This is a genomic window from Halostagnicola larsenii XH-48 (assembly GCF_000517625.1).
Taxonomy (GTDB): Archaea; Halobacteriota; Halobacteria; order Halobacteriales; family Natrialbaceae; genus Halostagnicola; species Halostagnicola larsenii.
The window spans coordinates 281,544-304,998 of the sequence record NZ_CP007055.1 but is presented as its reverse complement, the minus strand read 5'-3'; the positions used below and the strand labels follow the sequence as shown (position 1 = coordinate 304,998).

Annotated in this window: 23 protein-coding genes, 3 tRNA genes and 1 other RNA gene; 15 read left to right on the top strand and 12 right to left on the bottom strand. The window is 63.4% G+C overall.

Annotated features, from left to right (window positions below):
* Nucleotides 1–23: 23 nt before the first annotated feature.
* The 4 genes from HALLA_RS01495 to HALLA_RS01480 all read right to left on the bottom strand — a co-directional run bounded on the left by HALLA_RS01495 (nucleotide 24) and on the right by HALLA_RS01480 (nucleotide 3,602).
* Nucleotides 24–1,982: an AMP-dependent synthetase/ligase gene (locus tag HALLA_RS01495; protein ID WP_049951726.1), complete on the bottom strand. Its 1,959-nt coding sequence runs from the start codon at nucleotides 1,980–1,982 to the stop codon at nucleotides 24–26.
* Between the two features lie 130 nt (nucleotides 1,983–2,112).
* Nucleotides 2,113–3,033, bottom strand: a complete 921-nt coding sequence (locus HALLA_RS01490) for an MBL fold metallo-hydrolase (RefSeq protein ID WP_049951725.1) — start codon at nucleotides 3,031–3,033, stop codon at nucleotides 2,113–2,115.
* 116 nt (nucleotides 3,034–3,149) lie between these two features.
* Nucleotides 3,150–3,368, bottom strand: a complete 219-nt coding sequence (locus HALLA_RS01485) for a hypothetical protein (RefSeq protein WP_049951724.1) — start codon at nucleotides 3,366–3,368, stop codon at nucleotides 3,150–3,152.
* 161 nt (nucleotides 3,369–3,529) lie between these two features.
* Nucleotides 3,530–3,602: transfer RNA gene (locus HALLA_RS01480), tRNA-Arg, on the bottom strand.
* 293 nt (nucleotides 3,603–3,895) lie between these two features.
* Between HALLA_RS01480 and HALLA_RS01475 the strand changes: the two genes are divergently transcribed.
* From HALLA_RS01475 to HALLA_RS01465, 3 genes are all read left to right on the top strand, one after another.
* The gene (locus HALLA_RS01475; protein WP_049951723.1) at nucleotides 3,896–5,353 is read left to right on the top strand and encodes a single-stranded DNA binding protein; all 1,458 of its coding nucleotides are present in this window, start codon (nucleotides 3,896–3,898) and stop codon (nucleotides 5,351–5,353) included.
* 64 nt (nucleotides 5,354–5,417) lie between these two features.
* Complete coding sequence (locus tag HALLA_RS01470; RefSeq protein ID WP_049951722.1) at nucleotides 5,418–5,849, top strand: histone; 432 nt, start codon at nucleotides 5,418–5,420, stop codon at nucleotides 5,847–5,849.
* Between the two features lie 3 nt (nucleotides 5,850–5,852).
* Nucleotides 5,853–6,866, top strand: a complete 1,014-nt coding sequence (locus HALLA_RS01465) for a histone deacetylase family protein (RefSeq protein ID WP_049951721.1) — start codon at nucleotides 5,853–5,855, stop codon at nucleotides 6,864–6,866.
* Between the two features lie 69 nt (nucleotides 6,867–6,935).
* Here the strand turns inward: HALLA_RS01465 and cca are convergent, their stop codons facing one another.
* Complete coding sequence (cca, locus tag HALLA_RS01460) at nucleotides 6,936–8,411, bottom strand: CCA tRNA nucleotidyltransferase (RefSeq protein WP_049953963.1); 1,476 nt, start codon at nucleotides 8,409–8,411, stop codon at nucleotides 6,936–6,938.
* A 95-nt stretch (nucleotides 8,412–8,506) separates the two neighbouring features.
* On the opposite strand from cca, the gene HALLA_RS01455 reads away from it, so the two are divergent.
* Nucleotides 8,507–8,610: transfer RNA gene (locus HALLA_RS01455), tRNA-Asn, on the top strand.
* A 146-nt stretch (nucleotides 8,611–8,756) separates the two neighbouring features.
* Here HALLA_RS01455 and rnpB read toward each other — a convergent pair.
* Nucleotides 8,757–9,194: RNase P RNA component (rnpB, locus tag HALLA_RS14070), an RNA gene on the bottom strand.
* 102 nt (nucleotides 9,195–9,296) lie between these two features.
* On the opposite strand from rnpB, the gene HALLA_RS01450 reads away from it, so the two are divergent.
* Entirely contained in the window at nucleotides 9,297–9,899 is a 603-nt protein-coding gene (locus tag HALLA_RS01450; protein ID WP_049951720.1) for a TIGR00296 family protein, read from the top strand.
* A 147-nt stretch (nucleotides 9,900–10,046) separates the two neighbouring features.
* Here the strand turns inward: HALLA_RS01450 and HALLA_RS01445 are convergent, their stop codons facing one another.
* Both HALLA_RS01445 and HALLA_RS01440 read right to left on the bottom strand, forming a co-directional pair.
* Nucleotides 10,047–11,207: a nicotinate phosphoribosyltransferase gene (locus tag HALLA_RS01445; RefSeq protein ID WP_049951719.1), complete on the bottom strand. Its 1,161-nt coding sequence runs from the start codon at nucleotides 11,205–11,207 to the stop codon at nucleotides 10,047–10,049.
* Nucleotides 11,208–11,328: 121 nt separating this feature from the next.
* Nucleotides 11,329–12,960, bottom strand: a complete 1,632-nt coding sequence (locus tag HALLA_RS01440; protein ID WP_049951718.1) for an Hvo_1808 family surface protein — start codon at nucleotides 12,958–12,960, stop codon at nucleotides 11,329–11,331.
* Between the two features lie 240 nt (nucleotides 12,961–13,200).
* Between HALLA_RS01440 and HALLA_RS01435 the strand changes: the two genes are divergently transcribed.
* A complete protein-coding gene (locus HALLA_RS01435) occupies nucleotides 13,201–13,776 on the top strand; it encodes a cysteine hydrolase family protein (protein ID WP_049953962.1) in 576 nt (191 codons plus the stop codon).
* A 22-nt stretch (nucleotides 13,777–13,798) separates the two neighbouring features.
* On the opposite strand, the gene HALLA_RS01430 is transcribed toward HALLA_RS01435, so the two are convergent.
* The gene (locus HALLA_RS01430; RefSeq protein ID WP_049951717.1) at nucleotides 13,799–14,716 is read right to left on the bottom strand and encodes a cation diffusion facilitator family transporter; all 918 of its coding nucleotides are present in this window, start codon (nucleotides 14,714–14,716) and stop codon (nucleotides 13,799–13,801) included.
* Between the two features lie 252 nt (nucleotides 14,717–14,968).
* Here HALLA_RS01430 and HALLA_RS01425 point away from each other — a divergent pair, with 252 nt between their 5' ends.
* Nucleotides 14,969–15,763, top strand: coding sequence for an NAD+ synthase (locus tag HALLA_RS01425; RefSeq protein ID WP_049951716.1), 795 nt, complete (start codon nucleotides 14,969–14,971; stop codon nucleotides 15,761–15,763).
* Between the two features lie 94 nt (nucleotides 15,764–15,857).
* Here the strand turns inward: HALLA_RS01425 and HALLA_RS01420 are convergent, their stop codons facing one another.
* Nucleotides 15,858–16,556: an enoyl-CoA hydratase/isomerase family protein gene (locus tag HALLA_RS01420; RefSeq protein WP_049951715.1), complete on the bottom strand. Its 699-nt coding sequence runs from the start codon at nucleotides 16,554–16,556 to the stop codon at nucleotides 15,858–15,860.
* A gap of 60 nt (nucleotides 16,557–16,616) precedes the next feature.
* Between HALLA_RS01420 and HALLA_RS01415 the strand changes: the two genes are divergently transcribed.
* Nucleotides 16,617–17,276: a DUF7114 family protein gene (locus HALLA_RS01415; protein WP_049951714.1), complete on the top strand. Its 660-nt coding sequence runs from the start codon at nucleotides 16,617–16,619 to the stop codon at nucleotides 17,274–17,276.
* Nucleotides 17,277–17,376: 100 nt separating this feature from the next.
* Nucleotides 17,377–17,448: transfer RNA gene (locus tag HALLA_RS01410), tRNA-Thr, on the top strand.
* Between the two features lie 213 nt (nucleotides 17,449–17,661).
* On the opposite strand, the gene HALLA_RS01405 is transcribed toward HALLA_RS01410, so the two are convergent.
* Entirely contained in the window at nucleotides 17,662–17,937 is a 276-nt protein-coding gene (locus tag HALLA_RS01405) for a hypothetical protein (protein ID WP_049951713.1), read from the bottom strand.
* 141 nt (nucleotides 17,938–18,078) lie between these two features.
* On the opposite strand from HALLA_RS01405, the gene HALLA_RS01400 reads away from it, so the two are divergent.
* The 5 genes from HALLA_RS01400 (at nucleotide 18,079) to HALLA_RS01380 (ending at nucleotide 21,873) form a co-directional block, all read left to right on the top strand.
* Complete coding sequence (locus tag HALLA_RS01400) at nucleotides 18,079–18,639, top strand: hypothetical protein (protein ID WP_049951712.1); 561 nt, start codon at nucleotides 18,079–18,081, stop codon at nucleotides 18,637–18,639.
* A 96-nt stretch (nucleotides 18,640–18,735) separates the two neighbouring features.
* Nucleotides 18,736–19,266 (top strand): MOSC domain-containing protein, encoded by a 531-nt coding sequence (locus HALLA_RS01395; RefSeq protein WP_242406181.1) that lies wholly within the window; start codon nucleotides 18,736–18,738, stop codon nucleotides 19,264–19,266.
* Nucleotides 19,267–19,457: 191 nt separating this feature from the next.
* Complete coding sequence (locus HALLA_RS01390) at nucleotides 19,458–20,252, top strand: YqcI/YcgG family protein (protein ID WP_049951711.1); 795 nt, start codon at nucleotides 19,458–19,460, stop codon at nucleotides 20,250–20,252.
* Between the two features lie 77 nt (nucleotides 20,253–20,329).
* A complete protein-coding gene (locus HALLA_RS01385) occupies nucleotides 20,330–20,566 on the top strand; it encodes a CDGSH iron-sulfur domain-containing protein (protein ID WP_049951710.1) in 237 nt (78 codons plus the stop codon).
* 128 nt (nucleotides 20,567–20,694) lie between these two features.
* Nucleotides 20,695–21,873: an MFS transporter gene (locus tag HALLA_RS01380; protein WP_049951709.1), complete on the top strand. Its 1,179-nt coding sequence runs from the start codon at nucleotides 20,695–20,697 to the stop codon at nucleotides 21,871–21,873.
* Nucleotides 21,874–21,931: 58 nt separating this feature from the next.
* Here the strand turns inward: HALLA_RS01380 and HALLA_RS01375 are convergent, their stop codons facing one another.
* Entirely contained in the window at nucleotides 21,932–22,243 is a 312-nt protein-coding gene (locus HALLA_RS01375) for a DUF7091 family protein (RefSeq protein WP_049951708.1), read from the bottom strand.
* A 282-nt stretch (nucleotides 22,244–22,525) separates the two neighbouring features.
* On the opposite strand from HALLA_RS01375, the gene HALLA_RS01370 reads away from it, so the two are divergent.
* Nucleotides 22,526–23,455, top strand: coding sequence for a replication factor A (locus HALLA_RS01370; RefSeq protein WP_049951707.1), 930 nt, complete (start codon nucleotides 22,526–22,528; stop codon nucleotides 23,453–23,455).

The window sequence follows — 23,455 nt, the reverse complement described above, 5'->3', positions numbered from 1 at the left end:
ATCAAGCGGCGACCGCAATGTCGTTACTCTTCCGCGTATATCTCGTCGACTCGCTCGTCGAACCGCTCTAAGATGACGCGGCGTTTCTTCTTCATCGTCGGCGTGAGCATATCGTTTTCCTCGGTGAACTCCTGTGGGACCAGTCGGAACTGCTTGATCGTCTCGTGTTTCTCGAAGTTCTCGTTGACGCGATCGACTTCCGCCTGAATATACGCCTGTACCCGTTCGTCGCGACAGATCGCTTCGGGATCGTCCGGGAGGTCGATCCCCTCCTTCTCGGCCCACTCGAGGATGTGCGCCGTGTTCGGAACCAGTAGCGCGCCGACGAACTTCTCCCCGTCGCCGACGACCATACACTGTTCGACGACCTCGCTCGCGGCGAAGGAGTCCTCGATTGGCGCGGGCGCGACGTTCTTTCCGGTCGAGAGCACGAGGATCTGCTTTACGCGTTCGCGGAACTCGATGTAGTCGTCGGGGCGCAGGTGGACGATATCGCCGGTCCGGAACCAGCGCGTGCCGTCCTCGTCTTCGATGAACGCGCGGTCGGTCGCGCCGGGTTTGTTCCAGTAGCCCTGCGTGACGTTCTCCCCGTTGACGAGCAGTTCGCCGCCCTCGCCCGGATCGTCGTCGAAGGTGTCGTCTTCGGCGACGGATTCATCGATCGTAACGTCGACGCCGGGGAGGCTCGGCCCGATCGTTCCGATCTTCGGTTCCTCCATCGGGTTACAGGCGACGACGGGCGACGTTTCGGTCAGACCATATCCTTCGTAGATCGGCAGTCCCATCCCGTGATAGAGCGTCGCCAGATCGGGCGAGAGGCTCCCGCCGCCGCTGATCAGCATCTCGACTTCGCCGCCGAGTGCTTCCCTGACTGTCGAGAAGACCAGTTTGTCCGCGAGCGAGTGCTTGAGCGAGAGCACCGGCCCCGGCGAGTCCGCGTTCTGATACTCTCGACCGACGCCGGTCGCCCAGTTGAAGATCCGCTCTTTGACAGGCGACTCGCTCGCCTGCTCGCGGATCGCGTCGTAGATCTTCTCGTAGACCCGGGGCACGCTCGTCGAACTCTGTGGCTGAACCAGCCCGAAGTCCTCCTGAAGCGTCTCCGTGTTCTCCGCGTAGGCGACGCAGGAACCGCTCGCGAACATCAGGAAGTGACCCGCCGTCCGTTCGAAGACGTGTGCGAGCGGGAGGTAGGAGACGACCGTCGTCTCTTCGTCGATCACCGGAACGTCCTCGCCCTTGTCCGGGCGCGGCCCGTATCGCTTTCGAACCTGGTTCACGTTCGACCGGAAGTTCCGGTGTGTGAGCTGGACGCCCTTCGGTTTCCCGGTCGTTCCGCTGGTGTAAATCAAACTCGCCAGATCGTCCATCGCGGGCTCGTCGACCCAACCCTCGTAGGCCTCGAGGTCGAATGCGTCCTCCCCGCGGTCGTGAACCTCGGCGAGCGTCAGGATGTCCTCGCGGTCGTCGTATCCCTCGAGGCGATCGATCGAGACGATAAACTCGAGATCCAGGTCGTCTTCGACCTCGAGGACGCGCTCGAGGAGCTGTCCGTTTTCGACGACGACGCCCGACGCGTCGGGATCCTCGAGCAGGTAGCGGACCTGGTCGGGCGAGGAACTGGTGTAGACGGTCGTGATGACGCCCCCGGCACCGAGCAGACCGAAGTCGGTCTGAGCCCACTCCATCCGGGTGTTCGAGAAGATGCCGACCCGATCGCCGGTTTCGACGCCGAGGTCCCGAAACCCCGCCGCGAGGTTTCGCACGATATTTCGCATCTCCGTGTACGAAATCGTGCGGAATCGACCGGGGTCGGCAGCGGGGAGGACCGACGGGGTGAGCGAACGGTCGTAGATCCCACCCTTGTACTGCTGAGCCGGCCTGTTGGGGTGGCGCGCTGCGGCGTTCTCGAACATTCGTGCGAGCGTCGTCTCACCGATTACCTCGTCGTCGTGTTCACGTTCGGCGTCGCGCCAGTTCATACGTGTGTGACAGACGGTCCCGAGCGATAAAACATGTTGAAACGAGTCACACATGTTTCGAGGTTTATTCGTTTCGGGTTTCGTACGGGTTACCGAAACGAACCCGAAAAGCCGGCGTTCGACCGGTGGGTCACTCCCGGTGATCGAGGTATCCGAGTGCGCCGCGGGTGTTCATCCGCGCCTCGGCTCGAGCCGCCCGCTCGCCCCAGGCCCCGACCGACGTCGCGTTGTCCCCGAAGTGCTCGACGACCGCCTCGTCGTCCCCGAGTTCGTTGCGTTTGTCCTCGACCTCGTCGACCCACTCGCGCAGAACCGTCGCGTACGTCTCGAGCGCGGCCGTCGCGTCGTCGCCGACCGCTCGCGGCCCGAAGTGGGTGTACAGCAGGACGTCCGGATCGATCGCCTGCAGCGTCTCGACGTCCTCGAGACACTGCTCGAGGTCGAAGTTCGACGGCGGCGAGGTCTCGCGGATCTCCGCGAGTTCGGGCACCCAGATCCCCGCCGCGTCACCGGTGAACACCGCGTCGTTTGCGGGGTCTTCGAAGACGACCTGATGGGGCGCGTGCCCGGGTGCCGCGTGGACGCGCAGTTCGTGATTACCCAAATCTATCTCGTCACCGTCCTCGAGTTCGACGATGCGGTCCTCCGGGATCGGTTCCGGGTCGGCGTAGAACTCCCACCGGTCGCCGACCGCCTGTTTCGTGCCTTCGACCAGCCGCGATGGGTCGACGAGGTGGCTCGCGCCGATCGACGGCACGTAGACGTCCGCGTTCGGACACGCCGCCGCGAGCAGCCCCGCACCACCGGCGTGATCGAGGTGGATGTGCGTGACCGCGATCACCTCGAGGTCCTCGCGAGCGATTCCGACCTCGTCCATCGCCTCGAGGATCCGCTCGTAGTTCGTCCCGACGCCCGTTTCGACGATCGCGGGACGCTCGCTCTCGAGTAGGTAGACCGCGCCGTACTCGTCGGTGCCGAACATGCCAGTATCAACGCAATAAAGGTCCGTACAGTCGCCGGCCGTGACTTCCTGAGCGATGCCTGTTCCCATGTCGGTAGCCCCGTTGTGGGATCGAATAAAAGCTGGTATCCCGGTGGACTCGACTGGTATCGGTGGAATCCTGACGGCGTCTTACGGCGGATGCGTTACGCGGGTTTTGACAGCTATCAAACGTCCTCGGTGGTGGATTTCGGATAGAACGAGATTACCTGTCGGCCCCGAAGCCCCCAGCGCGCTCGAATCGGGAGGGGCGCCGCGCGCCTCACTCCGTTCGACTCACCGTCGCCTACCTCCTCGAGCCCGCCGACCCCTTTCAGTTCCGGCCACAGTTCCTCGTCCCCCCCAGCCGACTCGTTCGCTTCCCGGGCTGCGACTTGTCTGCTCAAATCTCGGAGAGTTTCGTCGACACTAGCCGCTTGCTTCGCTCGCGGATTGGTGTCGACAGAAACGTCCTGACGGAGTCTTACACGAACGAAGTGAGTGTAAGGCACGTCAGGACCGAACCAGAGCGAGGGCTGAGCAATGCGAAGCCCTCGCGATAAGTGAGCGTCCTGACGGAGATTTGAACTCCGGTCCCTGGCTCCGCAAGCCAAGAGGATAGTCCACTACCCTACCAGGACTCAACTCAACGTATCCCCGTGCAAGGTAAAGCCCTTTCGAAAGGAAGCGCTGGAAGCGAGCGCCTCGAGACCGTGTAACTCGATACCAGTACCGATCGACCAGCAACGAGCGATCGAGGCGACGCTCGAGTTTTTATACCAATACGAACGAGAAACGGCTATGAACACAGGATCGAACCCCGGAACAAGCTCTCGGGCCGTCACGGAATCCACCGTTCGCGACGATCCGTCTCCGCCGTCGAGCGGGCGAATGGACAACGCTTATGCGCGGGCTACGCATGGTTCGGAGTAGAATGAGCGACATCGAGGGGGTTTACGAAGACCTCGAGGCGGACGTCTCGCTCGAGGAGTTTCGCGAGGCCGTCGAGGAGAAGGTCGAGCAGATGGGTGGGCTCGCGGACGAGGAGACGGCGGCGATGCTCATCGCTCACGAAGTCGGCGAAAGCGAGGTCGGCGGCGTCGCTGACATCGAGCCCGGCATGGAGGAAGCGAAGTTCGTCGCGAAAGTGACGAGCATCGGCGAACTGCGAACGTTCGAACGCGACGGCGAAGACGAGGACGGCCGCGTCGTCAACGTCGAAGTCGCCGACGAGACCGGGGCCGTCAGAGCCTCGCTGTGGGACGACCACGCCGAGGCCGCGATCGAGCAACTCGAGGAAGGGCAGGTGCTGCGGATCAAAGGTCGACCGAAAGAAGGATTCAGCGGCGTCGAAGTGAGCGTCGACGACCTCGAGCCGGACGACGACACCGAAATCGACGTGCAGGTCTCGGACGTACACACCGTCGAAAGCCTCTCGCTCGGCATTTCGAACGTCAACCTCGTCGGGAAGGTTCTCGACACCGATTCCGTCCGAACGTTCGACCGCGACGACGGTTCGGAGGGGAAGGTTTCGAACCTCACACTGGGCGACGAGACCGGACGCATCCGGGTGACGCTCTGGGACGAACAGGCCGAGCGCGCGACCGAACTCGAGGCAGACGCGACGGTCGAGGTCGTCGACGGCTACGTTCGGGAGCGCGACGGCACCCTCGAGCTCCACGTCGGGAACCGTGGGGCACTCGAGGAGGTCGACGAGGAGGTCGAGTACGTCCCCGAAAGCACGCCGATCGAAGACCTCGAGATTGATCAGGTGGTCGACATCGCGGGCGTGGTCAGATCCGCGGATCCAAAGCGAACCTTCGATCGAGATGACGGCTCCGAGGGACAGGTCCGGAACATCCGCGTACAGGATGCGACGGGCGACATTCGAGTCGCGATGTGGGGCGATAAGGCCGATCTCGATATCGGCCCCGGCGACGAGGTCGCGCTCGCAGACGTCGAGATTCAGGACGGCTGGCAGGACGACCTCGAGGCCTCTGCAGGCTGGCGCTCGACAATCACCGTGCTCGACTCCGAAGAGAGTGGGTCGGAATCGGTCGATTCGTCCGACACCGAATCGGCCGGCCTGTCGTCGTTCGCCGAGAGCGACGATAAGAGCGGGGACGAGGACGAGACGCCGAGCGACACTGCCGCGACCGGCGAATCAGCGGACGACGACCTATCGGACAACGGGTCGGCGACCGACGAGGCAAGTGACGGATCGGAAACGGAGTTTACTGGCGTCGTCGTTCAGGCGGGGAATCCGGTCGTCCTCGACGACGGCGACACGACGATGAGCGTCGAAACCAGCGCTGATGTCGGACTCGGCGAAGAGGTCACTGCCCGAGGTGTGATCCGTGACGGCCGTCTCGAGGCGAACGACGTATTCTGAGCGGCCGAGAGCGTCTCGCGCCGGTAGGAAAAGCGTTAAGGGAGTTAACTTCGGGTATGAAAACATGAACGTCGAACTCCCGTTCGCACCGGTTGACACGATCATCCGGCGGAACGCGGGTGATCTTCGTGTGAGCGCCGACGCGTCGGAGGAACTCGCGCTGCGGATTCAAGAACACGGGAGCGAACTCGCGATCGACGCCGCCGAGCGGGCGATTGCGGATGGACGAAAAACACTCATGGCATCCGATTTCGAGGTTGAGACGGTGATCGACAAGGACGATCTCGAGCTACCGGTCGCGCCGGTCGACCGCATCGCGAGGATCGAGATCGACGACAAATACCGCGTCTCGATGGACGCACGGATCGCGCTCGCCGACATTCTCGAGGATTATGCCGACAACGTCGCGCGCGCAGCGGCGATCCTTGCCCACCACGCTGATCGACGAACGATCATCGAAGACGACATCGAGACGTACTTCTCGCTGTTCGAGTAAACGATGCAGTTTGGCTACAGCGAGGAGTGTCTCGCACACGACCCTGGTTCGCGTCACCCAGAGACACCCGACCGTCTCAGGGCGATTCGAGAGCGGCTAAAGAAAAAACACGGCGTCGAATACGTCGAACCGGATCCGGCGACAATCGACACGATCGCCGCGGTTCACGACCGGGAATACATCGAGTCCGTCGACGAATTCTGTGCGGAGGGAGGCGGGAACTGGGACCCGGATACGACCGCCGTCGAAGAGAGCTGGGACGCGATCCGCCGGAGCGCCGGTTCGGCTTGTTGGGCCGCAGATACCGCACTCGAGGGAGAGGACGGACGAAGTACGCCGTTTTCGATCGGACGACCGCCGGGCCACCACGCGGTCGTCGACGACGCGATGGGGTTTTGTTTCGTCAACAACGTCGCCGTCGCCGCCCAGCACGCGATCGATTCGAACGACGACGTCGAGCGCGTGGCGATCGTCGACTGGGACGTCCACCACGGAAACGGAACGCAGGACATCTTCTACGACGACGGCGATGTCTTCTTCGCGTCGATACACGAGGAGGGACTCTATCCCGGCACTGGAGCGATCGACGAGATCGGGACCGGTGACGGGAACGGAACGACAATGAACGTTCCGATGCCCGCCGGGACGGACGAACTGGGGTATCTGGCGGCGATCGATGGACCGCTCACCGAAGCCCTCGAGTCGTTCGATCCGGATCTCCTGCTCATCAGCGCCGGCTTCGATGCGCACCGTCACGATCCGATTTCGCGGATTCGCCTGCCGACGGAAGCCTACGCGCTCATGACCGATCGGTTCCGAACCATCGCCGACGAAACCGACGCGGCGCTGGCGTTCGTTCTCGAGGGCGGCTACGGCCTCGAGGTGCTCGCCGACAGCGTCGCGCTCGTCCACGAGACGTTCGACGGACGAGAACCGATCGAACCGGACGGAGACGTAAGCGACGACGCGGCGTCGGTGATCGAAGACGTGCGCGAGGCACACGGGCTGATCGACTGACGACTCGAGTTCTACCGGTCGACCCGATAAGTGTTCGAGATCGGATCATTGGTCTCGATAGCGCTCGTTTCAGGGCCGAGGATCGTAGTACCGAGCCAGTTCTCGATCGAACTCAGCGAGCAGTTCGACGATCTCGTCGCCGACGAGGACGTCGTAGTTCTCCTCGAGGGCCGTCTCGACGTGTGCGCCGAGACCCGCCTCAAGCAGTCGCTCGCTCTCGAGAAACGCCGTCGCCGTGGTGAACTCGCGCTCGCGTTCCGTGACGTAGCGGTCGCCGTCGATGAACGGACCGTAGGCGTCCGGATCGTCCACGTAGGCGTCGAAGAAGCCTTCTGCGTGCGTTCGGACGTGGACCGGCGGCCCGTCGTGGCGCTCGAGCGCCGGTCGTTCCGTGACGGCGAGTTCGACGAAGACGACGGCACTTTCGTCGGCGAACGTCGTCGCCCGGAACACGTCGAACCCGCGAGCGTCGAGCTTGCTCGTTATTCCCGACAGGGATTTTCGAAGCTGCGGATAAAGCTGATCTTCGACGAGGTCCGGCGCGTCGAATCTGACAGCGACCGGCGTCGTAGCGCGGTTCGCGAGGTGAGCACGGAGAGCGGCGTCGTCCAACGGCGCGGGTTCGCGGGGTTCGAACAGCGATTCGCGTGGAGACTCGAGGACATCGCGGGCGTAGTGTTGGAACCGGGCGACGTTTTCGGCCGAGCAGACCGCGGCGACGTTTCGTTCGGGATCGGTGGGGTCGATCACGACGAGCGGGTCGTCGAACTGTACGGCGGCGGTATCGCTCCCGTCAGCACTGGATGAATCCAGTCCGCCGCCGTGGCCTTCCGGATCGAGTCGAACCGGCGGAGTCCAGTCGCTTGCGACCTCGAGGAGCGGGCGAAAGCCGCCGTACTCGCAGACGAGCAGTTCGGTGAGGTAGCCGCTGAATCCGCGGGTTCTGAGGTCGCTCCCGTAGACACCGATCCCCTTGCAGAACTGCTTTGTGACCCGAACGTCGGCGGTGATCTCGTCGTCGAGCCGATCGTTCAGGTACTGGGTGTGAAACGGCGTCCGATCGACCGCGGATCGGATGTCGGTCGCCGACTCGAGTCGAAAGCAGGGGACGACGTCGACGTCGAACCCGTCGAACGTCCCCTTCACGTAGGGGTGCTCGGCGAACTCCTCGTGGCCCGAGGGCAGCGTTTCGTGGCCGACTTCGAGTCCGTACTCCTCGAGTGCCTCCCGATCGAGGTCGGACGGAAACCGGACGAAGATATCGATGTCCCGGTCGCCGCTGATCCAGGTATCGCGCGCGGTAGAGCCGACCTGTAGGACGTCCGCGTCGGGACAACGTTCCGTGGCGGCGAGTTCGGCCCTGTCGATGAGCGTCGTGGCGGCTTCGCGCAGTGCCTCTCGTTCCTCGTCGTCGGGAACGACTCGCTCGCGAACCCGCGAAACAACGGCATCGAGGCCCGAGTCGGTGGCCGGATCGGCCGAGCCGGACCCGGACTTGAGGGCATCGGGATCGGCTCCATCCCGGTCTTCGTCCTCAGCTGTCATTACGACTGGGTACTCGACCACCCCGTGAAAGGGTGTCGAACTCGGTGCAGGCAAAACGAAAGCCCTATCAAATGCCCGCCGGTACGTAAGGATGAGCCGAAGTAGCTCAGTTGGTAGAGCACCTCGCTGTTACGGCGATTCAGGTCACCTGTTCGCCGCAGATACGAGGTTGTCCCAGGTTCGAGTCCTGGCTTTGGCGCTTTTCGATTCTCTTACCGGACGACGACTCTCGAGTCCGCCGAAAGCGGCCCGTTCGAACTCGTCGAGCACGTTCGAATGCGGTGATACGACTGTTTCGTCGACACTACTGTTCGAGCCAGCGCTTTCGCTCGAGCAAACAAAACTGGGTGAGAGGAATAAGCCCCCTTCTGTTCATCCCGGCATTCGGCTGAGCGCTCGCGCCGCCCGCTATCGCGGTATGTTCGGGCTACCTGCGGCGCGAACTTGCACCGGTGAGGATTCGCCGTTCCATCGATCCTCGGCCGTCGACAGCCGGTCGCATCGAGCGACCCGCGATTTCGAATCGCATCTGACAGCTGTCTAACCCTCTGCGGGTTCGCTCCCCTTCCTCTCGGTCGGGTTCGCACGCATCATCGGTCGGGCCGAGACGTGTCGTTTCTGTTCCAGAGCCAGCGGTCTCCCGCTCCGGATTTGCATCCGGTCACCCGCCCGAACGGTGGGGGGACTTTCCTCGCGGGCGCGACCGATCCTCGAGGGATAGGTCGCGTTGGACAGCCGATTCGTCGCCGAGTCGGCCGCCGCGGCGGCCAGGCTCTCTCTCCCAGTACACCTACGAGCAGGCGTCGAATAAGTCCCTCGGTCGGCAATACTCACCGGAGTCCCGAATGGAAGCGCTTTAGGGGCTCAACATACATGTACAGTTGTATGTCCCAGCGACAGGGCGTCGACCTTTCCTACGAAGACGGCGCGCGTGCGGCCGAACTCGCACGAGAAGCCGTCGAATCTTTCGTACGTAACGGTCAACGAGAACATCCAGGCAGCATGCGCGAAGCGTTCTACGAGCGCACGGGCGCGTTCGTCCGCCTCGAGTCGACTCGAGGCCGCGGCAGTCTGCGTGGCTGTGCCGGCGGCTACCGATCGGACGATCAGCTCGGACACGTCATCGTCGACGCGGCCATCGAGGCCGCAAGCGGCGACTCGTGTGGCTCCGAGGTGACTCCCTCCGAACTCGACAACCTCACCGTCTCGGTGTGTACCGTCAAGAACGTACTGTTGACCGACGATCCGCTCGCGGATATCGAGCTCGGAAGCCACGGCGTCGCCGTCGACGGCGGCGGCAAAAGCGGCTGGCTCTACCCGACCGTTCCCGTCCAGAACGACTGGAGCGAGCGCGAGTACCTCGACCGGGCCTGTCGGAAAGCCCGGCTCCCCCCGACGGCGTGGCAGGACGACGATATCGTCGTCACGCTCTTCGAAGGACAGGTCTTCCGCGAGCGCGAGGCCGACGGCAGCGTCGAGCAGGTATAATCGGTAACTCGATTTCGTGAGGAAACTCGTCGGTGAGCCTGCGGCTTCGTCCGTTCACGGCACATCGAACCGCGAGAGTGGGAACTACAAAGCCACCAGAAAAACGACCGCAAAGACCGTCGAGAACGACGACGATAGAAACCTGCGCTAGCTCGAAGACTCGCCGAATCCGACCGCCGCGGCGTCCGCGAGACAGCGGTCGCTCGCTTTTTCGAGATCCTGCTCTCGAACGATCTCGCCGTCGCGAACTAGCGGCTCGAACAGCGATTGTGCATCCTCGGGTGCGTCGCCGTTCGCGAGCGCGACGTGGTGGCCGCCGTCTGCGGTTCGGTAGACGTCTTTCACGCCGGAGAGTTTCCCGCGCTTCGAGACGGGTTCATCCTCGAGTTCGACGATGTCAAGGCTGAAATCGAGCGGATCCCTGTTCGTGATGTGGCTGCCGACACCGAACCCGTCGGCGATATCGCGCAAATTTCGAATCGATGTCGGGCCGATCCCGCCGCTACAGAAGATATCGACGTCTTCGAAGCCTCGAGCGTCGAGTTCCCACCGAATCTCCCGAACGATGTGTCTGAAATCGCCGCGTCGAGACCCGGTGGTATCGAGGCGGACGCCGTCGAGGCGGTCGCCGAGCGTTTCCGCGGCGAGCAACGTTTCGCTCTTTTCGTCCCAGAAGGTATCCGTGAGCGCGATTCGGGGCACGTCTTCGGGGACCGCCTCGTCGAACGCCCGCCAGGCGTCGGCCTGATTGCCTTCGCCGAAGGCGAACATGAGCGCGTGGGGCATCGTCCCGCTGGCCTCGCGCTCGAGCAGTTCACCTGCGGCGACGTGCGAGAATCCGTCGAATCCCGCGAGGATGGCGGCGCGTTCGACAGCCGTCGCGGTCGTCGGGAGAACGTGGCGCGCACCGAACGAGAGCAGCGTCGAGTCGGGTGCGGCGAGTCTGGCCTCGAGTGCCGCGGTCGCGAAGCCACTCGGTTGGGAAAGAAAGCCGAGCAGGGCGGTCTCGAGTTCGGCGAACTCGAGGTACGGGCCCTCGATTCGGACGACCGGGCCGCCGTCGAAGAGTTGGCCATCCGGCAAGGCGTCGATATCGACGGCGCGGCCTTCGAACAGCGTCGCGATGTCGGCGATGCCGGTGAGTACCTGAAACTCGCCGGTCGGAAACTGATCTGCGGTCACTTCGGCGACGACGTGAGGATTCTTCCCCGCGTGCTCGAGGGTCGTCCGCGTCCGATCGAAGTAGGCGTCGGTCGCGGTGCCCTCGAGAATCGCCTCCGACGTGACTGTCTCGAACGGGTTCGACATACCCTCGCTTTCCGACGGAGGGCGAAAAAGCTACCCGTCTTCGGGTGCCAGCCGGCGTCGGCACCGCGACCCGGGGCGGGCCGAACCCAATCGGGCGTAACGGGTGCCTCTCCGCACTCGATCATCGGGACAGGCGGGCAGCGAGCGTCGCGACCAGCAACGCGACGACGGCAACGGTGGGGCCGAATCCGGATATCGGCTCGCCGTCGTTCGCATTTGAGTCGTCCGGGCCGGATTCATCGTCAGCTCCCGAATCCGGCGCGTCCGCGTCCAGCTCGAGCGTATCGTCGCCTTCGGGGGCGCTTCCGGCATCGATTTCCGAGACCGCTCCGGCGGAGGGACCGCGAACGATAGTCACGCGCTCGCCGTCGTTCTCAAGGTAGTACGCGCCGGGATAGCCGTCTTCGTCCTCGATCGCGAAGGTGTTCCGGTGACCGTCGACGTCTTCCGCGCCGTGTAAGGAGAGCAACTCGAGGTAGCCCTCGAGGAACTGCTCGGCTTCGGTCGTCGATTCCCACTCGGTCTCCCAGACGTAGCCGCTTTCCTCGATCGACTCGTTCTCGCCGACGTAGGTGACGAGTTCGTCGCCGGCCCAACCGTCAGTCACCTCGTGGTCGTAGTCGATGTTCTCGATCGTTCCGTAGGGGCCGTCGGGGAGCAACTCGTCGGCCTCGATGACCGACTCCTCGCCGGCGAGGCCGTCGGCGGCGAACATCGACACCATCGTCGCCTCGCCGAGCGAATCGTTCGCGACCGCACCGTCGATCTCGTGTTGGGTCCAGTTCTCGCTCGAGCGGTCCTCGACGTCGACGTCTCGCGGTTCGCGGTCCTCGCCGGGACGGATCACCTCGGAAGAGCTCGCCGGCGGGTCGTCGTAGGCGCCGTCGAGGGCGTCCCAGTCTCGCGAGTCACCCTCGCCGAGCACCGCGTCGACGTAGTCGGGACCGTCGTCGTAGGGCTGGAAGATCGTGAGGTAGAGCCCCCAGTTGGGTTCGGGCTGGTCCCCTTGCGAGTTCGTCGACGGGAGGGTACAGGCCCAGTCCTCGCTACAGCGCGTTTCGTACCGGTTTTCGACCCAGACCGCGTCCCCCTCGATCAGGCCGTTCTTGGCGTTGGCCTGATCTTGCGTCTCGCGCTCGTAACTCGTCAGATCGTGGTGTTGATCCTGCAGCGCGTGGACGAGTTCGTGCCCGAGCGTCAGTTCGTCCAGGGCCGGATCGTCCGGGTCCTCCGAGACGACGACGATCTCGTCGGTTTCCGGATCGTAATAGCCGGCAACCGAGCCGTCGTACAGCGATTGTTGTTCGTCGATCGCGCTGGTCTCGCGATCGGCCATGAACAGCGCCTCGAGCCGAAGGTTTGACTGGAGGCGCTGGTCGGCGGTCGGATCCGCGATTGACGTGTCGTTTTGGGTCCGATACTCCTGCCGAGAGATCACGTCGACCGAGACGTCTTCCTCGAAGGTCAGGCCGCGAATGGTCTCGACGCGGGCCATCGATCGGCTAACGACGGCCTCGAGATCGTCCTCGGAGACGGTCGCATCGTCGCTCCGGTCGACCGAGAGTTCATCGTCGTACCAGTAACCGTCGACGTAGCCCACGGTATCTTCGGTCGACGGATCGGCGGGCCGGTCCTGCGTCGGATCGTCGGCGATCGACAGGAGCGGCAGTCCCGGACCGGCGACGAGCACCAGCAGTACGATCGCCGAGGCGAGAACTGCGAGAGCAACAACGCGCGGTCGCGTCCGGTTCATTTCAGCGAGATACACGTCAGTTCGCAAGCGGGTGTGAAAAGAACGACGGTCAGTCCCGCCGAGAAGGAGACGGTACACTTCGGACACCGGTCGACAGATGGCACAACTGCGGCGCTCCTCCATCAAACGCCGCACCACGAACGCGTTTGGCTACGAGCGCACTACGCACCGCGAGCGCTCGAACATCACGAACGCACTCCGACCGCGAACGCTTTTGCGATCGTGCGCGTAGACACGCGCATGGACCTCGAGCCAGAGAGCACCGCGGTCGTCGTGGTCGACATGCAAAACGGCTTCTGTCACCCCGACGGATCGCTGTACGCACCGGGGAGCGAGACGGTGATCGAACCGATTACCGAGCTGGTATCGCGCGCTCGAACGGCGGGGGCGCGGATCGTCTACACGCGCGACGTGCACCCGCCCGAGCAGTTCGCGGACGCCCACTACTACGACGAGTTCGAGCAGTGGGGCGAACACGTTCTCGAGGGATCGTGGGACGCCGAACTCGTCGACGAACTCGCGGTCGAAGCGGACGATCACGTCGTCGAAAAGCACACCTACGATGCGTTCTATCAGACCGAACTCGAGGGGTGGTTAGACGCCCGCGGCATCGATGATCTGGTGCTCTGTGGAACGCTCGCGAACGTCTGCGTTCTTCACACGGGCGGCAGCGCGGGCCTTCGAGACTTCCGGCCGATCATGGTCGAAGACTGCATCGGCGCGATCGAAGCGGATCACCGAGAGTACGCGCTCGAACACGCCGAGTGGCTCTTCGGCGAACTCGTCGAGAGCGACGACCTCGAGTTCGACCGGTAAGCCGTATTTTCTGTGCCGCCGTTTACGTTCCGTTGGCGTGCCACCGATCCGGCTGGTCCTTCCACTCGCCGATCCCCGACGGATCGAGGTGGACGTGGGCGTCGCCGACGTCCTCGAGGCCCCGCAGGTCGTCGACGAGGTCCGACTCGATGTCGTGGGCCTCTCGAAACGGCATGTTGCCGTCGACCTCGACGTGGACTTCGACCTCGAGGACGGTGCCGTCGTAGTAGACGGTCAGGTCGTGGACGCCCTCGACGTCGGGATGTGCGCGCAAAGTGTCCGTAATCTGTGCGCGCTGTGTCGGCGTCGCCGCCGCGCCGACGAGGTAGTCGAGGTTTTCGCGGCCGATGCTGATACCCTGAGAAATGACGAAGACGCTGACGAGGGCGCCAGCGAGCGGATCGAGTATCGGAGCGCCGAAGAAAACGCCGATGACGCCGACGAGGGCGGCGATCGAGGTGTAGATATCGTTGAGACAGTCCACCGCCAGCGCCGACAGCGCCGTCGACCCGATATCGGCGTTGACGTATTCGGTGTACCGGTAGACGAGATACATATCGGCGATCGCGAACGCGAGCGCGCCGAGCAACAGCAAACGCGCTTCCGGGGGATCGGGCTCGAGAAGCCCCTGAACTGATTCGGAGAGCAACAGCAAGCCCAGAAGCGCGATCACCGCGCCGACGAAAACCGCCGTCAACGGCTCGATCCGCTCGTGGCCGTGCGGGTGGCTGTCGTCCGGTCCGTCGAACGCGGTGCGTCCCCAGACGAGGACGACGATACTTGCGACTAAATCGGCGATCGAGTGGGCGGCGTCGGCGATCAACGCGACGCTGCCGAACGCCAGCCCTGCAGCGCCCTCGACGACGATCTTCACAGCGTTGCCGAGGACGTTCGCCCACGAGGCGCGCGCGAATTCGCGTCGATTCGAGTCGCCGTCCATACGAGAATTAGAGCCAGTCTAAACTTGGGTCTTTCCGTTCCGATCGAGCGCGTGGCGCTGTCGACACGCAGTCTGCGATAGACGCTATCCAATGGAAAATCTCGACGGCCGAAATCGGCCGGAGATCATCGCATTCGTACGTCGATGCGCTCTCACAGTGGAGGCAACAAACTCGTACTCGAAAACCAGACATTCATACACTTTTTTTCCGGCGGGGGAGCCTATTAGGCGATACCCACCATAGACGGACCCATGATCGACCTTCGCTTTTCGGAGTCGGAACTGGCGCGACGACGCGAGCACATACAGGCGTTCATCCGCGACACCGTCGACGCCGCTGGAGCAGACGGTGCCGTCCTCGGTCTCTCCGGCGGCATCGACAGCACGACCGTTGCGAACCTCGCCGTCGAGGAACTCGGCGCGGAGAACGTCCACGGACTCGTCCTCCCGGCTCGAGTCAGCAGCGAGGAGAACATGAGCGACGCAGAGCGCGTCGCTGTGGATCTGGACATTCCCTACGACGTGATCGAGGTCGAACCGATCGTCGACGCGCTGCTTTCGGCCTACCCCGAAGCCGAGGGCGACCACCTCGCCGTCGGCAACGCGCGGGCGCGGACGCGAGCGGTACTGAACTATCTCGTTGCCAACCACGAGAATCGGCTCGTGCTCGGTACCGGCAACCGAAGCGAGGCCGCCGTCGGCTACTTCACGAAGTACGGCGACGGGGCCGTCGACTGCCACCCGATCGGGAACCTCTACAAACAACAGGTTCGACAGGTCGCGAGCAGCCTCGGCGTGCCGGAGGGTCTGGTCGAGAAAACGCCCACTGCGGAGCTCTGGGCGGACCAGACCGACGAATCGGAGCTCGGCTTCGGCTACGACACGCTCGATTCGATTTTGGCAACGCACATCGACGGTCCGCTTTCGGTGACGGCGACGAGCCGTTTGCTCGAGATCGACGAGGAGACGATCGAACGAGTCCGGTCGATGTACGAAGCCAGCGAGCACAAGCGGAACGCACCGCCTGCACCGGAACCGCTCGAGTAGCGGATCGCCGTTTGCACGATCCGTTCGGCTCCAGGCGCTTTCTCTCACCGCCCTCTGCTCCGGTACTTTCCTCTCGCCACCGAACGCCGCCCCGCTACTCGAGCAGCGCACGAACGTCCGCCGCGTGGGTCTCGAGCAGGTCGCCGAACGCCTCGGATTCGGCCCGTTCCTGAGCCGCTCGCTCGCGGTCGTCCCGGATCCGGCGCTTGAGGACAGCGAGCGCGTCGGGCGCGTTCGCCGCGAGTTCCTCGGCAACGGTCCGCGGGTCGGCTTCGATTCGGGAAATCAATCCGATTCGGCGGGCCTCCTCGGCGTCGATCACGCGACCCGAGAGCACGAACTCGAGCGCGTCGCCTTCGCCGAGAATGCGGGGGAGTCGGACGGTTCCGCCCCAGGCACCGAACAGGCCGAACGTCACACCGGGTTCGCCGAACGTCGCCGCGGGCGTCCCGACGCGGACGTCACAGGCAAGCGCCAGTTCGAGGCCGCCGCCTCTGGCTGGACCGTCGATTCCAGCGACGACGACGCTGGGAGCGTCCTCGATGGTTCGGGCGACGCGCTGGCCTCGGCGGGCGAACGTCATCGCTTGCTCGCGGTCGAGGTCGCCGACGACCGAGAGATCGGCACCCGCACAGAAGGCAGGGCCTGTTCCCTCGAGGAAAATCACCGGTTCCTCGGCGGCCTCGATCGCCGACTCGAGGTCCTCGAGCGCCTCGAGTGTCAGCGCGTTCCGCGCAGCCGGCCTGTCGAAGGTCACCCGCCGGATCTGTCCGTCGGATTCGGAGCGGATCATGGCTCGAGTCGGCCGTCCGTTTCCAAAGGTCTTTGGCTGCCCCGTCGTAACTCACGGCTAATGGATAGGGCCGACAACTGTCGGCGTGCCGCCCGCGATGCAGTCTCGGACGTCGAGCCACCCCGGTTGTACGATTTCATCGAAGAGACACTCGAAGAGGCGTCGATGCTTCCCGGCGTCTTCACGCTCGAAAGCGCTCACGAACTCGAGCCGGAAAACGACCTCGAGGGGATCGACCGTCACGCTGCCGGCGTCCAGTTGATCTACGAAGGGCTTCGACTGACTCGAGCGCTCGCTCACGAGGATCCGTGGACCGAACGCAGTGACGAAATCGACGGCGACCTCGAGATACTCGCCGCCGACATCCTCGTCGCCCGCGGATTCTACCTGCTGGCGCGCACCGACGCCGCCGGCAAGGCCGTCAGAACCGTCCAGGCGTTCGGTCGAAACGAGACCAGACGGGCCGACGACGGTAACGACAGTACCGACACCGACCTCGAGCGGAACGTCCTCGAACTCGCGACGCTCGCCGGGGCGTCGGCCGTCGGAACGACGCCGACGCCGGCGCTGCTCGAGACCGCAACGGAGCTCGCCGACACCGCGGATCCGGTACTCCCACCCGCCGAAGACGCGTTCCCGACACACAGTCGAGAACCCGCGGAAGCGACCCCCGAGGACGGCCACAGGGCGGATCGAGCGACCTCGGCTACGGATTCGTAATCTCCGACTGAGCGCGTTTTGTCGGCTCGAGTGAACCGTACCCACGCCTTGCGGGGAATCGAAACGCATAAAGACGACTCGGGTCAACCAACACATGCGTGCCTGGGTAGCTTAGCGGTAAAGCGCGTCCTTGGTAAGGACGAGAGCCCGGATTCAAATTCCGGCCTAGGCTCTTTCTGCGACGAACGACGGTGAGGAGTGAAAGGTTCATCCGGTATTTGAAACACGCGAGTCGCATGCTCACGAGCAGTGCGCGGTTCGGAACGAAGTGAGAACCGCGATGTGAGCGGCTTGCCGCGAGCAACGCGAGTGAGACCGTCTCGCCATCGGATTCAAATTCCGGCCTATGCTTTCTATCTATACGATATCCGGTCAGTTAGACGGTCTAGGTGTCGTTCGATTCTTGCTCTTCGATTTCCTCGATACGGTCGTGTAGCTCTTCGACCGCTTCTTCGTCGACGGTCCCCCAGTACGCGACGAGAACGAGGGTGAAAACGAAGACGATTGCCCATCCGAGGGTGGCGTGCTCATCCGGGACGTACAGGTTGAAGATCCCGTCAATGACACCTTCCAACGAGAAGACGACGACGACGGGACCGACAACTTCGCGCGGTAGGTAGTGGTCGATATACGCTTTGAGAACGTCTGGGTCGACATCCATACTGGTAGTTTCTCGGTCGCACAATAATCAGTACCACCCTCAGATCGGGGAGTCCAATCTGTGGTCGAATCGCATGCCGGGATAAACCCGTTTTTCCAATCGGCCACCAAGCATATATCCACCTAACGGAATCCACCCCGTATGACAACTCGAACGAACGGACCGCTCGAGAGCGTGCCGGTGGTACAGGGTGGCATATACGGTGCAATCACGTTCGTCGTCAGCTACCTCGTGTCGATGGTGCTGCTGCAGGCCGACCTCGAGTTCAACTCGGACGGGATCGCCGAACTCGTCTCGGAGAACGCGTTCGAGGCGGCCGGGATGTTGTTCTTCAACAGCCACTTCGTCGACCTCGAGGTGAACGTCATCGGGCTGGATACGACGACAACGATGTTCGCACAGGCCGAAACGGGGATCCCGCAGGCCCTCTATCACGTCGTTCCGGCCCTCCTGCTCGTCGTCGCGGGATATCTCGTCGGGCGGCGCGTACTCGGCGCAGGCGCATCGCTCGAGGACGGGGTGAAAGCCGGCGCGACCGTCGTCGTCGGCTACCTGCCCCTCGCGGCGACGGGTGCGTTCGTCTTCGCCGTCAACGGATCGTTCGGAAGCGCACAGCCGGAAACGGCGACCGCAATCTTGCTCGCGGGGGCGATCTTCCCGCTCGTTTTCGGTTCGATCGGCGGGATCATCGCCTCGAAGTGACAGGAGACAGCGAGCCACCGACTGGCTCGCCAAGAGAGTGAGCCGTTATGTCGAACCCGGGTTCGGTGGTCGAGGTAACTGGCCGAAAAGTGCTGCGTGAATCGGGAACGCTTCTTACTCGAATCGGGAGGACTACGTGGTCACGACCGAAACCATCGCCTCGATGACCTCCGGACGCGTCGTCGCCATCGCCATCGCGGCCGAAAGGGAGCGCCGGTCGAACCCTGCGAACGGGCCGAGGCGGTCGCGGACGCCGGCCTGATCGGCGACCGGTACTTCGACGACGAGGGGACCTTCAGCGACCGCGAGGGCAGCGATCTCACGCTCATCGAATTGGAGGCGCTCGAGGCTGTCGAAGCGGACGAGAACATCTCGATAGAACCGGGCGCACATCGCCGAAACGTGACGACGGCGAACGTCGACCTGAACGACCTCGTCGGCGAGGAATTTCGCGTTGACGACGTCCTCTGCCGGGGCATCGAACGCTGCGAGCCGTGTTCGTACCTCGAAGCGCACCTCGAGAACCAGGGAGTTCGCGAGGCGCTGGTCGACCGCGGCGGGCTGCGAGCGCGAATCCTCGAGGGCGGAACGATCGAAGAAGGAAGCGAAATCGCACTCGAGCCGTGACCGGCGACAGCGTCCACGCCTCGAGTTCGGCTGATACGCTCGAGTGAATCTGTCGGAACAGCCAGTAGTCCCCGCTAAGCTACAGCAACCACATAGATTAATCGAGTTATTAGTGACACTCGAGCAATACAAACGGAGAACGCTTCCAGGAAGAGAAAAATACATGACAATCCGGTCGGTAGAAACGCGGTATGAACGAGTCCGGCGTGGAGGTCCTGATGGATCAGGAGACGATCGCCCGGCGCGTCGAGTCGGGATCCGCCCCGGAGTGGGTCGTCGACCACTTCGAGAGCTTTACCGACGGATTGCTCGGCGAGCGAAACGGGAGCCCGTTCCCCTGTTACTTCGGCGTCGAATCCGTCGAGAAGGGGCAACCGCTGTACACCTGCGTTTCGTCGATGACCGACAACGAGGCGCTGTTCTCGCTCGGCGAAACCCTCCTCGAGTACATCGACGTGTACGAAAACCACAGCGAGCAGGCCTCGCTCGTGACGTTCTTTCGCCCGCCCGAGCGGGCGCTGTCCGAAGCCGAGTACCACGACGCACTCTGGCACGTTTTGCAGGTGCTTCACGCACACGACCCCGAGCCGTGGCCCGCGGATATTCCGACGGAGCCCGACAGCGAGTACTGGGAGTTCTGTTTCGGCGGGGAGCCGATGTTTCCCACCTGTCGTGCGCCCTTCTACGACACGTACAAGAGCCGATACTGCCCGATCGGCCTCGAGATCACGTTCCAGCCCCGAGCGTTGTTCGACGGCATCACGGCAGACACCGAAGCCGGACAGCGGGCGCGCGAGATCATTCAGGCTCGACTCGAGGACTACGACGGCGTCTGTCCCCACGCCGATCTGGGCGACTGGGGCGTCGAAGGCGACCGCGAGTGGCCTCAGTATATGCTCACCGCCGAAGAGTCTCAGTCCCCGGATACCTGTCCGATGAACGTCTCACGACAACATCCGAAAGGGTCGGTCGTCATCGGCGACTGACAACGGGTCGCCGAGAGGACTGGCGAGCCGGTGTTTCTACCGTTGGGCTTTCGGTGATCTGGCACCGAGTACGGACCATGTCACGACTCGTGGAACTCGAGGCGAACGGCCCGCGAAAGCTCGAGGCGGACGACCTCGACGAGGAAAAAGGCGACGTTGCCATCTGCCGGTGCGGGCTCGCCGAGTCGTTCCCGTTCTGCGATGGAAGCCACCGCCAGACCGAAGACGAATCGCCGGACGAACGATATGTCTACGACGAGGACGGCACTCGATCGGTTGTCGACCGGGTCGTTTGTACTGACGAATCGAAGTAGAGCAGCCGAACCAATCGAACCAGCGTGGATGATTCCTCAGCGTCATCGAACGTTCCACCCCACCGCGGAACGCGGCCATAATCGGGGGATATCAGAACACTTTCTCCGCCCAGTGCCAACACTCGGGTGTGAGCCACTCGAGTGGGGAATCGCCCGATGGCCGCCGAAGCTGGCTCGTAGCCTTCAGCGGCGCGCTGGCGATGATATTCACCTTCGGGACGGCCTTCTCCTACGGCGTCTTCATGACGCCGTTCAGCGACGCGTTCGGCGTCGAACCGGTGGCGCTTTCGACCGTGTTCGCGATCATGCTCTTTACGTTCTACATCGGTGCCGGCGTCGTCGGCGTCTTCGGCGCTCGCGTTCCGTCCCGAACCATCTTGCTCGTCTGCGCTGTGATTTCGGGACTGCTCGCCCCGTCGTTGTACGTCGTCAGGGGATACGCCGGGCTACTCGTCGTCTTCGGGTTACTCGGCCTGGCGCTCGGGACGATGTTCGTCGTCCTCGCGTCGATTATACCCAGGTGGTTCGAGTCCTATCGCGGCGCCGCGACGGGGCTCATCTTCGCCGGTAACGGGCTCGGCCTGTTCGTCCTCCCCCCGGCGTGGCAGTACGCCATCGAGTATAGCGGCGTGCGGGAGGGGTTTCTCATCATCATGTCGATCACCACAGTCGCGTTCTTCGCCGCCGGCGTCACCTGTCGACGCCCCGGATGGGCCGAGCGATCGACAGCCTCGTCCGGCGAGATCCTCAAGTGGCTGCGCCAGTTGGCCGGAACCCGGACGTTCCGGCTGCTGTTCGTCGGGGTCGGACTCTCCTTTGCGTGGTACCAGTTGCTCGCGGCCTACGCGATCGATCTGTTTACCGCTCGCGGAATGACCGCGGCCGGCGCGTCGCTCGCGTTCGGGTTCGTCGGCGGCTTTAGCATCATCTCGAGACTCGGGAGCGGATTCGTCGCCGACATCATGGGCTACAGGCGGACGTTTATCGCCTCGCTCGGGAGTGCAGCGATCGGCGGGGCGCTGTTGGTGCCGTCTCACTCGGCGTCGACTGCGCTTTCGGTCTTCTGTCTCGGTATCGGTCTCGGCGGGTCCGCGACGCTGTATATTCCCGTCCTGATGCAGACCTACAGCCGCACGAAAGATACCGCCATCATCGGCGTCTTCAACGTCGCGATCGGAACGTTCTCGCTCGTCGCCCCGCCGGTCGGGACCGCAATCGTCGCGTCGACCGGCTCCTACACGGTAGTTATCCTCCTCACCGTTTTCGCACTTATCGGGGCAATCTGGGCCATCGTCGTTGGATCCTGACTCTATCGCCCTCGGGACCTCCCCCCATCGCCGCCGACGACTGCCGAACGGCGTCCCCTCACCAGGTCTCGATCCGACCCGATCGAACGTCCTCGACACAGCCCTCACAGTCCGGATGCCCGTTCTCGTAACACGCCGGGCGGTACTCCTCGTCGAGTTTCGCCGCCCGCTGTTCGGCGTAGCGCCGACAGACGATTTTCGCCCGGCCCGCCTCGTCGGTCGGCAGCGTGCGCGCGTGTTTGGCCCCCTCGTAGGCCGATCGAGCCTCCTCGAGTTGCTCGTCGGTCGATCGACGCAACCCTTCGTACTGTGCGCCCGCTCGCCGGAGTTTCGCGCGAACGAACCGCTCGAGGCGACGCCTGTCTGGCATGGCTTCGATGACAGTTCGAGAGCCGGCCACATAGGTTCGTCGCCGCACGCGAGAGATCCATCGAGAGCACCGAAGGCGAAACATCGACGTCCTCGACTCGAATTAGCACTTCCAGTCAGAAACGCGAGCAGCCCTGACTGCCGTCTCGCGTCCCTCTCAAAGACCGCTTGGACGCGGCACAACCGCAGTTGATCACTTTCGCTCCGGTGGCGGCAGTTTAAATAGTATTGGGAACGAACACCGGTATGCCTCCCATTGATACACAGGAGGAGGCGAGAAACCATGAGCGACGTACGACAACACGCCGAAGACATACACGACCAGTTTTCAGACCATCTCGACATCACGGTCGACGACGTCGAGGAGCGCCTGACCACCCTCGTCGACGAGTACAAAGTACCGGTCGACGAAGGCCGTCGGAGCGTCACGAACCATTACCTCGAGGAGGCGGGCCTCGAGCGCGAGGACATCGCAAGCGGCGGCAGCGAGGCCGTTAACGTCGAAGATATCGAGGAAGAAGAGCAGTGGGTCGACATCACCGCGAAGGTCATCGAACTCTGGGACCCCCGAAGCGACTCCGTCGCGCAGGTGGGTCTACTCGGTGACCCGACGGGGACGATCAAGTTCACCAAGTGGGCGAAATCCGAGCTTCCATCGCTCGAGGAAGGCGGCGTCTACGAACTCAAAAACGTCGTCACCGACGAGTATCAGGGTCGGTACTCGGTCAAACTCAACAGCACGACCGTCGTCGAGGAACTCGAAGACGACATCGAGGTCGGCGACGACACCTCGGAGATCGAAGGCGCGCTCGTCGACATGCAAAGCGGCAGCGGCCTCATCAAGCGCTGCCCGGAGGAGGACTGCACGCGCGTCCTCCAGAACGGTCGCTGTAACGAACACGGCGAGGTCGAAGGCGAGTTCGACCTCCGCATCAAGGGCGTCGTCGACGACGGAATCGACGCCCACGAGGTCATCTTCGACGCCGAGGCGACCGAATCACTGACCGGCATCAGTCTCGAGGAAGGCAAGGAGATGGCGATGGACGCGCTCGATACGACGGTCGTCGCCGACGAAATCCGCGAGAAGATCATCGGGACCTACTACCGCATCGAGGGGCCGACCTTCGGGCGATACGTCCTCGCGGACGACGTCGAGGAACTCGACGGACCGGTCGATGCTGAACAGTTGCTGATCAAAGCGAGGTCGATGTAA

Excerpts from the sequence above, each read along its gene's own strand:
- HALLA_RS01495 (WP_049951726.1), bottom strand. The coding sequence starts at position 1,982 with ATGAACTGGCGCGACGCCGAACGTGAACACGACGACGAGGTAATCGGT.
- HALLA_RS01490 (WP_049951725.1), bottom strand. The coding sequence starts at position 3,033 with ATGGGAACAGGCATCGCTCAGGAAGTCACGGCCGGCGACTGTACGGAC.
- HALLA_RS01475 (WP_049951723.1), top strand. The coding sequence starts at position 3,896 with ATGAGCGACATCGAGGGGGTTTACGAAGACCTCGAGGCGGACGTCTCG.
- HALLA_RS01470 (WP_049951722.1), top strand. The coding sequence starts at position 5,418 with ATGAACGTCGAACTCCCGTTCGCACCGGTTGACACGATCATCCGGCGG.
- HALLA_RS01465 (WP_049951721.1), top strand. The coding sequence starts at position 5,853 with ATGCAGTTTGGCTACAGCGAGGAGTGTCTCGCACACGACCCTGGTTCG.
- cca (WP_049953963.1), bottom strand. The coding sequence starts at position 8,411 with ATGACAGCTGAGGACGAAGACCGGGATGGAGCCGATCCCGATGCCCTC.
- HALLA_RS01450 (WP_049951720.1), top strand. The coding sequence starts at position 9,297 with ATGTCCCAGCGACAGGGCGTCGACCTTTCCTACGAAGACGGCGCGCGT.
- HALLA_RS01445 (WP_049951719.1), bottom strand. The coding sequence starts at position 11,207 with ATGTCGAACCCGTTCGAGACAGTCACGTCGGAGGCGATTCTCGAGGGC.
- HALLA_RS01440 (WP_049951718.1), bottom strand. The coding sequence starts at position 12,960 with ATGAACCGGACGCGACCGCGCGTTGTTGCTCTCGCAGTTCTCGCCTCG.
- HALLA_RS01435 (WP_049953962.1), top strand. The coding sequence starts at position 13,201 with ATGGACCTCGAGCCAGAGAGCACCGCGGTCGTCGTGGTCGACATGCAA.
- HALLA_RS01430 (WP_049951717.1), bottom strand. The coding sequence starts at position 14,716 with ATGGACGGCGACTCGAATCGACGCGAATTCGCGCGCGCCTCGTGGGCG.
- HALLA_RS01425 (WP_049951716.1), top strand. The coding sequence starts at position 14,969 with ATGATCGACCTTCGCTTTTCGGAGTCGGAACTGGCGCGACGACGCGAG.
- HALLA_RS01420 (WP_049951715.1), bottom strand. The coding sequence starts at position 16,556 with ATGATCCGCTCCGAATCCGACGGACAGATCCGGCGGGTGACCTTCGAC.
- HALLA_RS01415 (WP_049951714.1), top strand. The coding sequence starts at position 16,617 with ATGGATAGGGCCGACAACTGTCGGCGTGCCGCCCGCGATGCAGTCTCG.
- HALLA_RS01405 (WP_049951713.1), bottom strand. The coding sequence starts at position 17,937 with ATGGATGTCGACCCAGACGTTCTCAAAGCGTATATCGACCACTACCTA.
- HALLA_RS01400 (WP_049951712.1), top strand. The coding sequence starts at position 18,079 with ATGACAACTCGAACGAACGGACCGCTCGAGAGCGTGCCGGTGGTACAG.
- HALLA_RS01390 (WP_049951711.1), top strand. The coding sequence starts at position 19,458 with ATGAACGAGTCCGGCGTGGAGGTCCTGATGGATCAGGAGACGATCGCC.
- HALLA_RS01385 (WP_049951710.1), top strand. The coding sequence starts at position 20,330 with ATGTCACGACTCGTGGAACTCGAGGCGAACGGCCCGCGAAAGCTCGAG.
- HALLA_RS01375 (WP_049951708.1), bottom strand. The coding sequence starts at position 22,243 with ATGCCAGACAGGCGTCGCCTCGAGCGGTTCGTTCGCGCGAAACTCCGG.
- HALLA_RS01370 (WP_049951707.1), top strand. The coding sequence starts at position 22,526 with ATGAGCGACGTACGACAACACGCCGAAGACATACACGACCAGTTTTCA.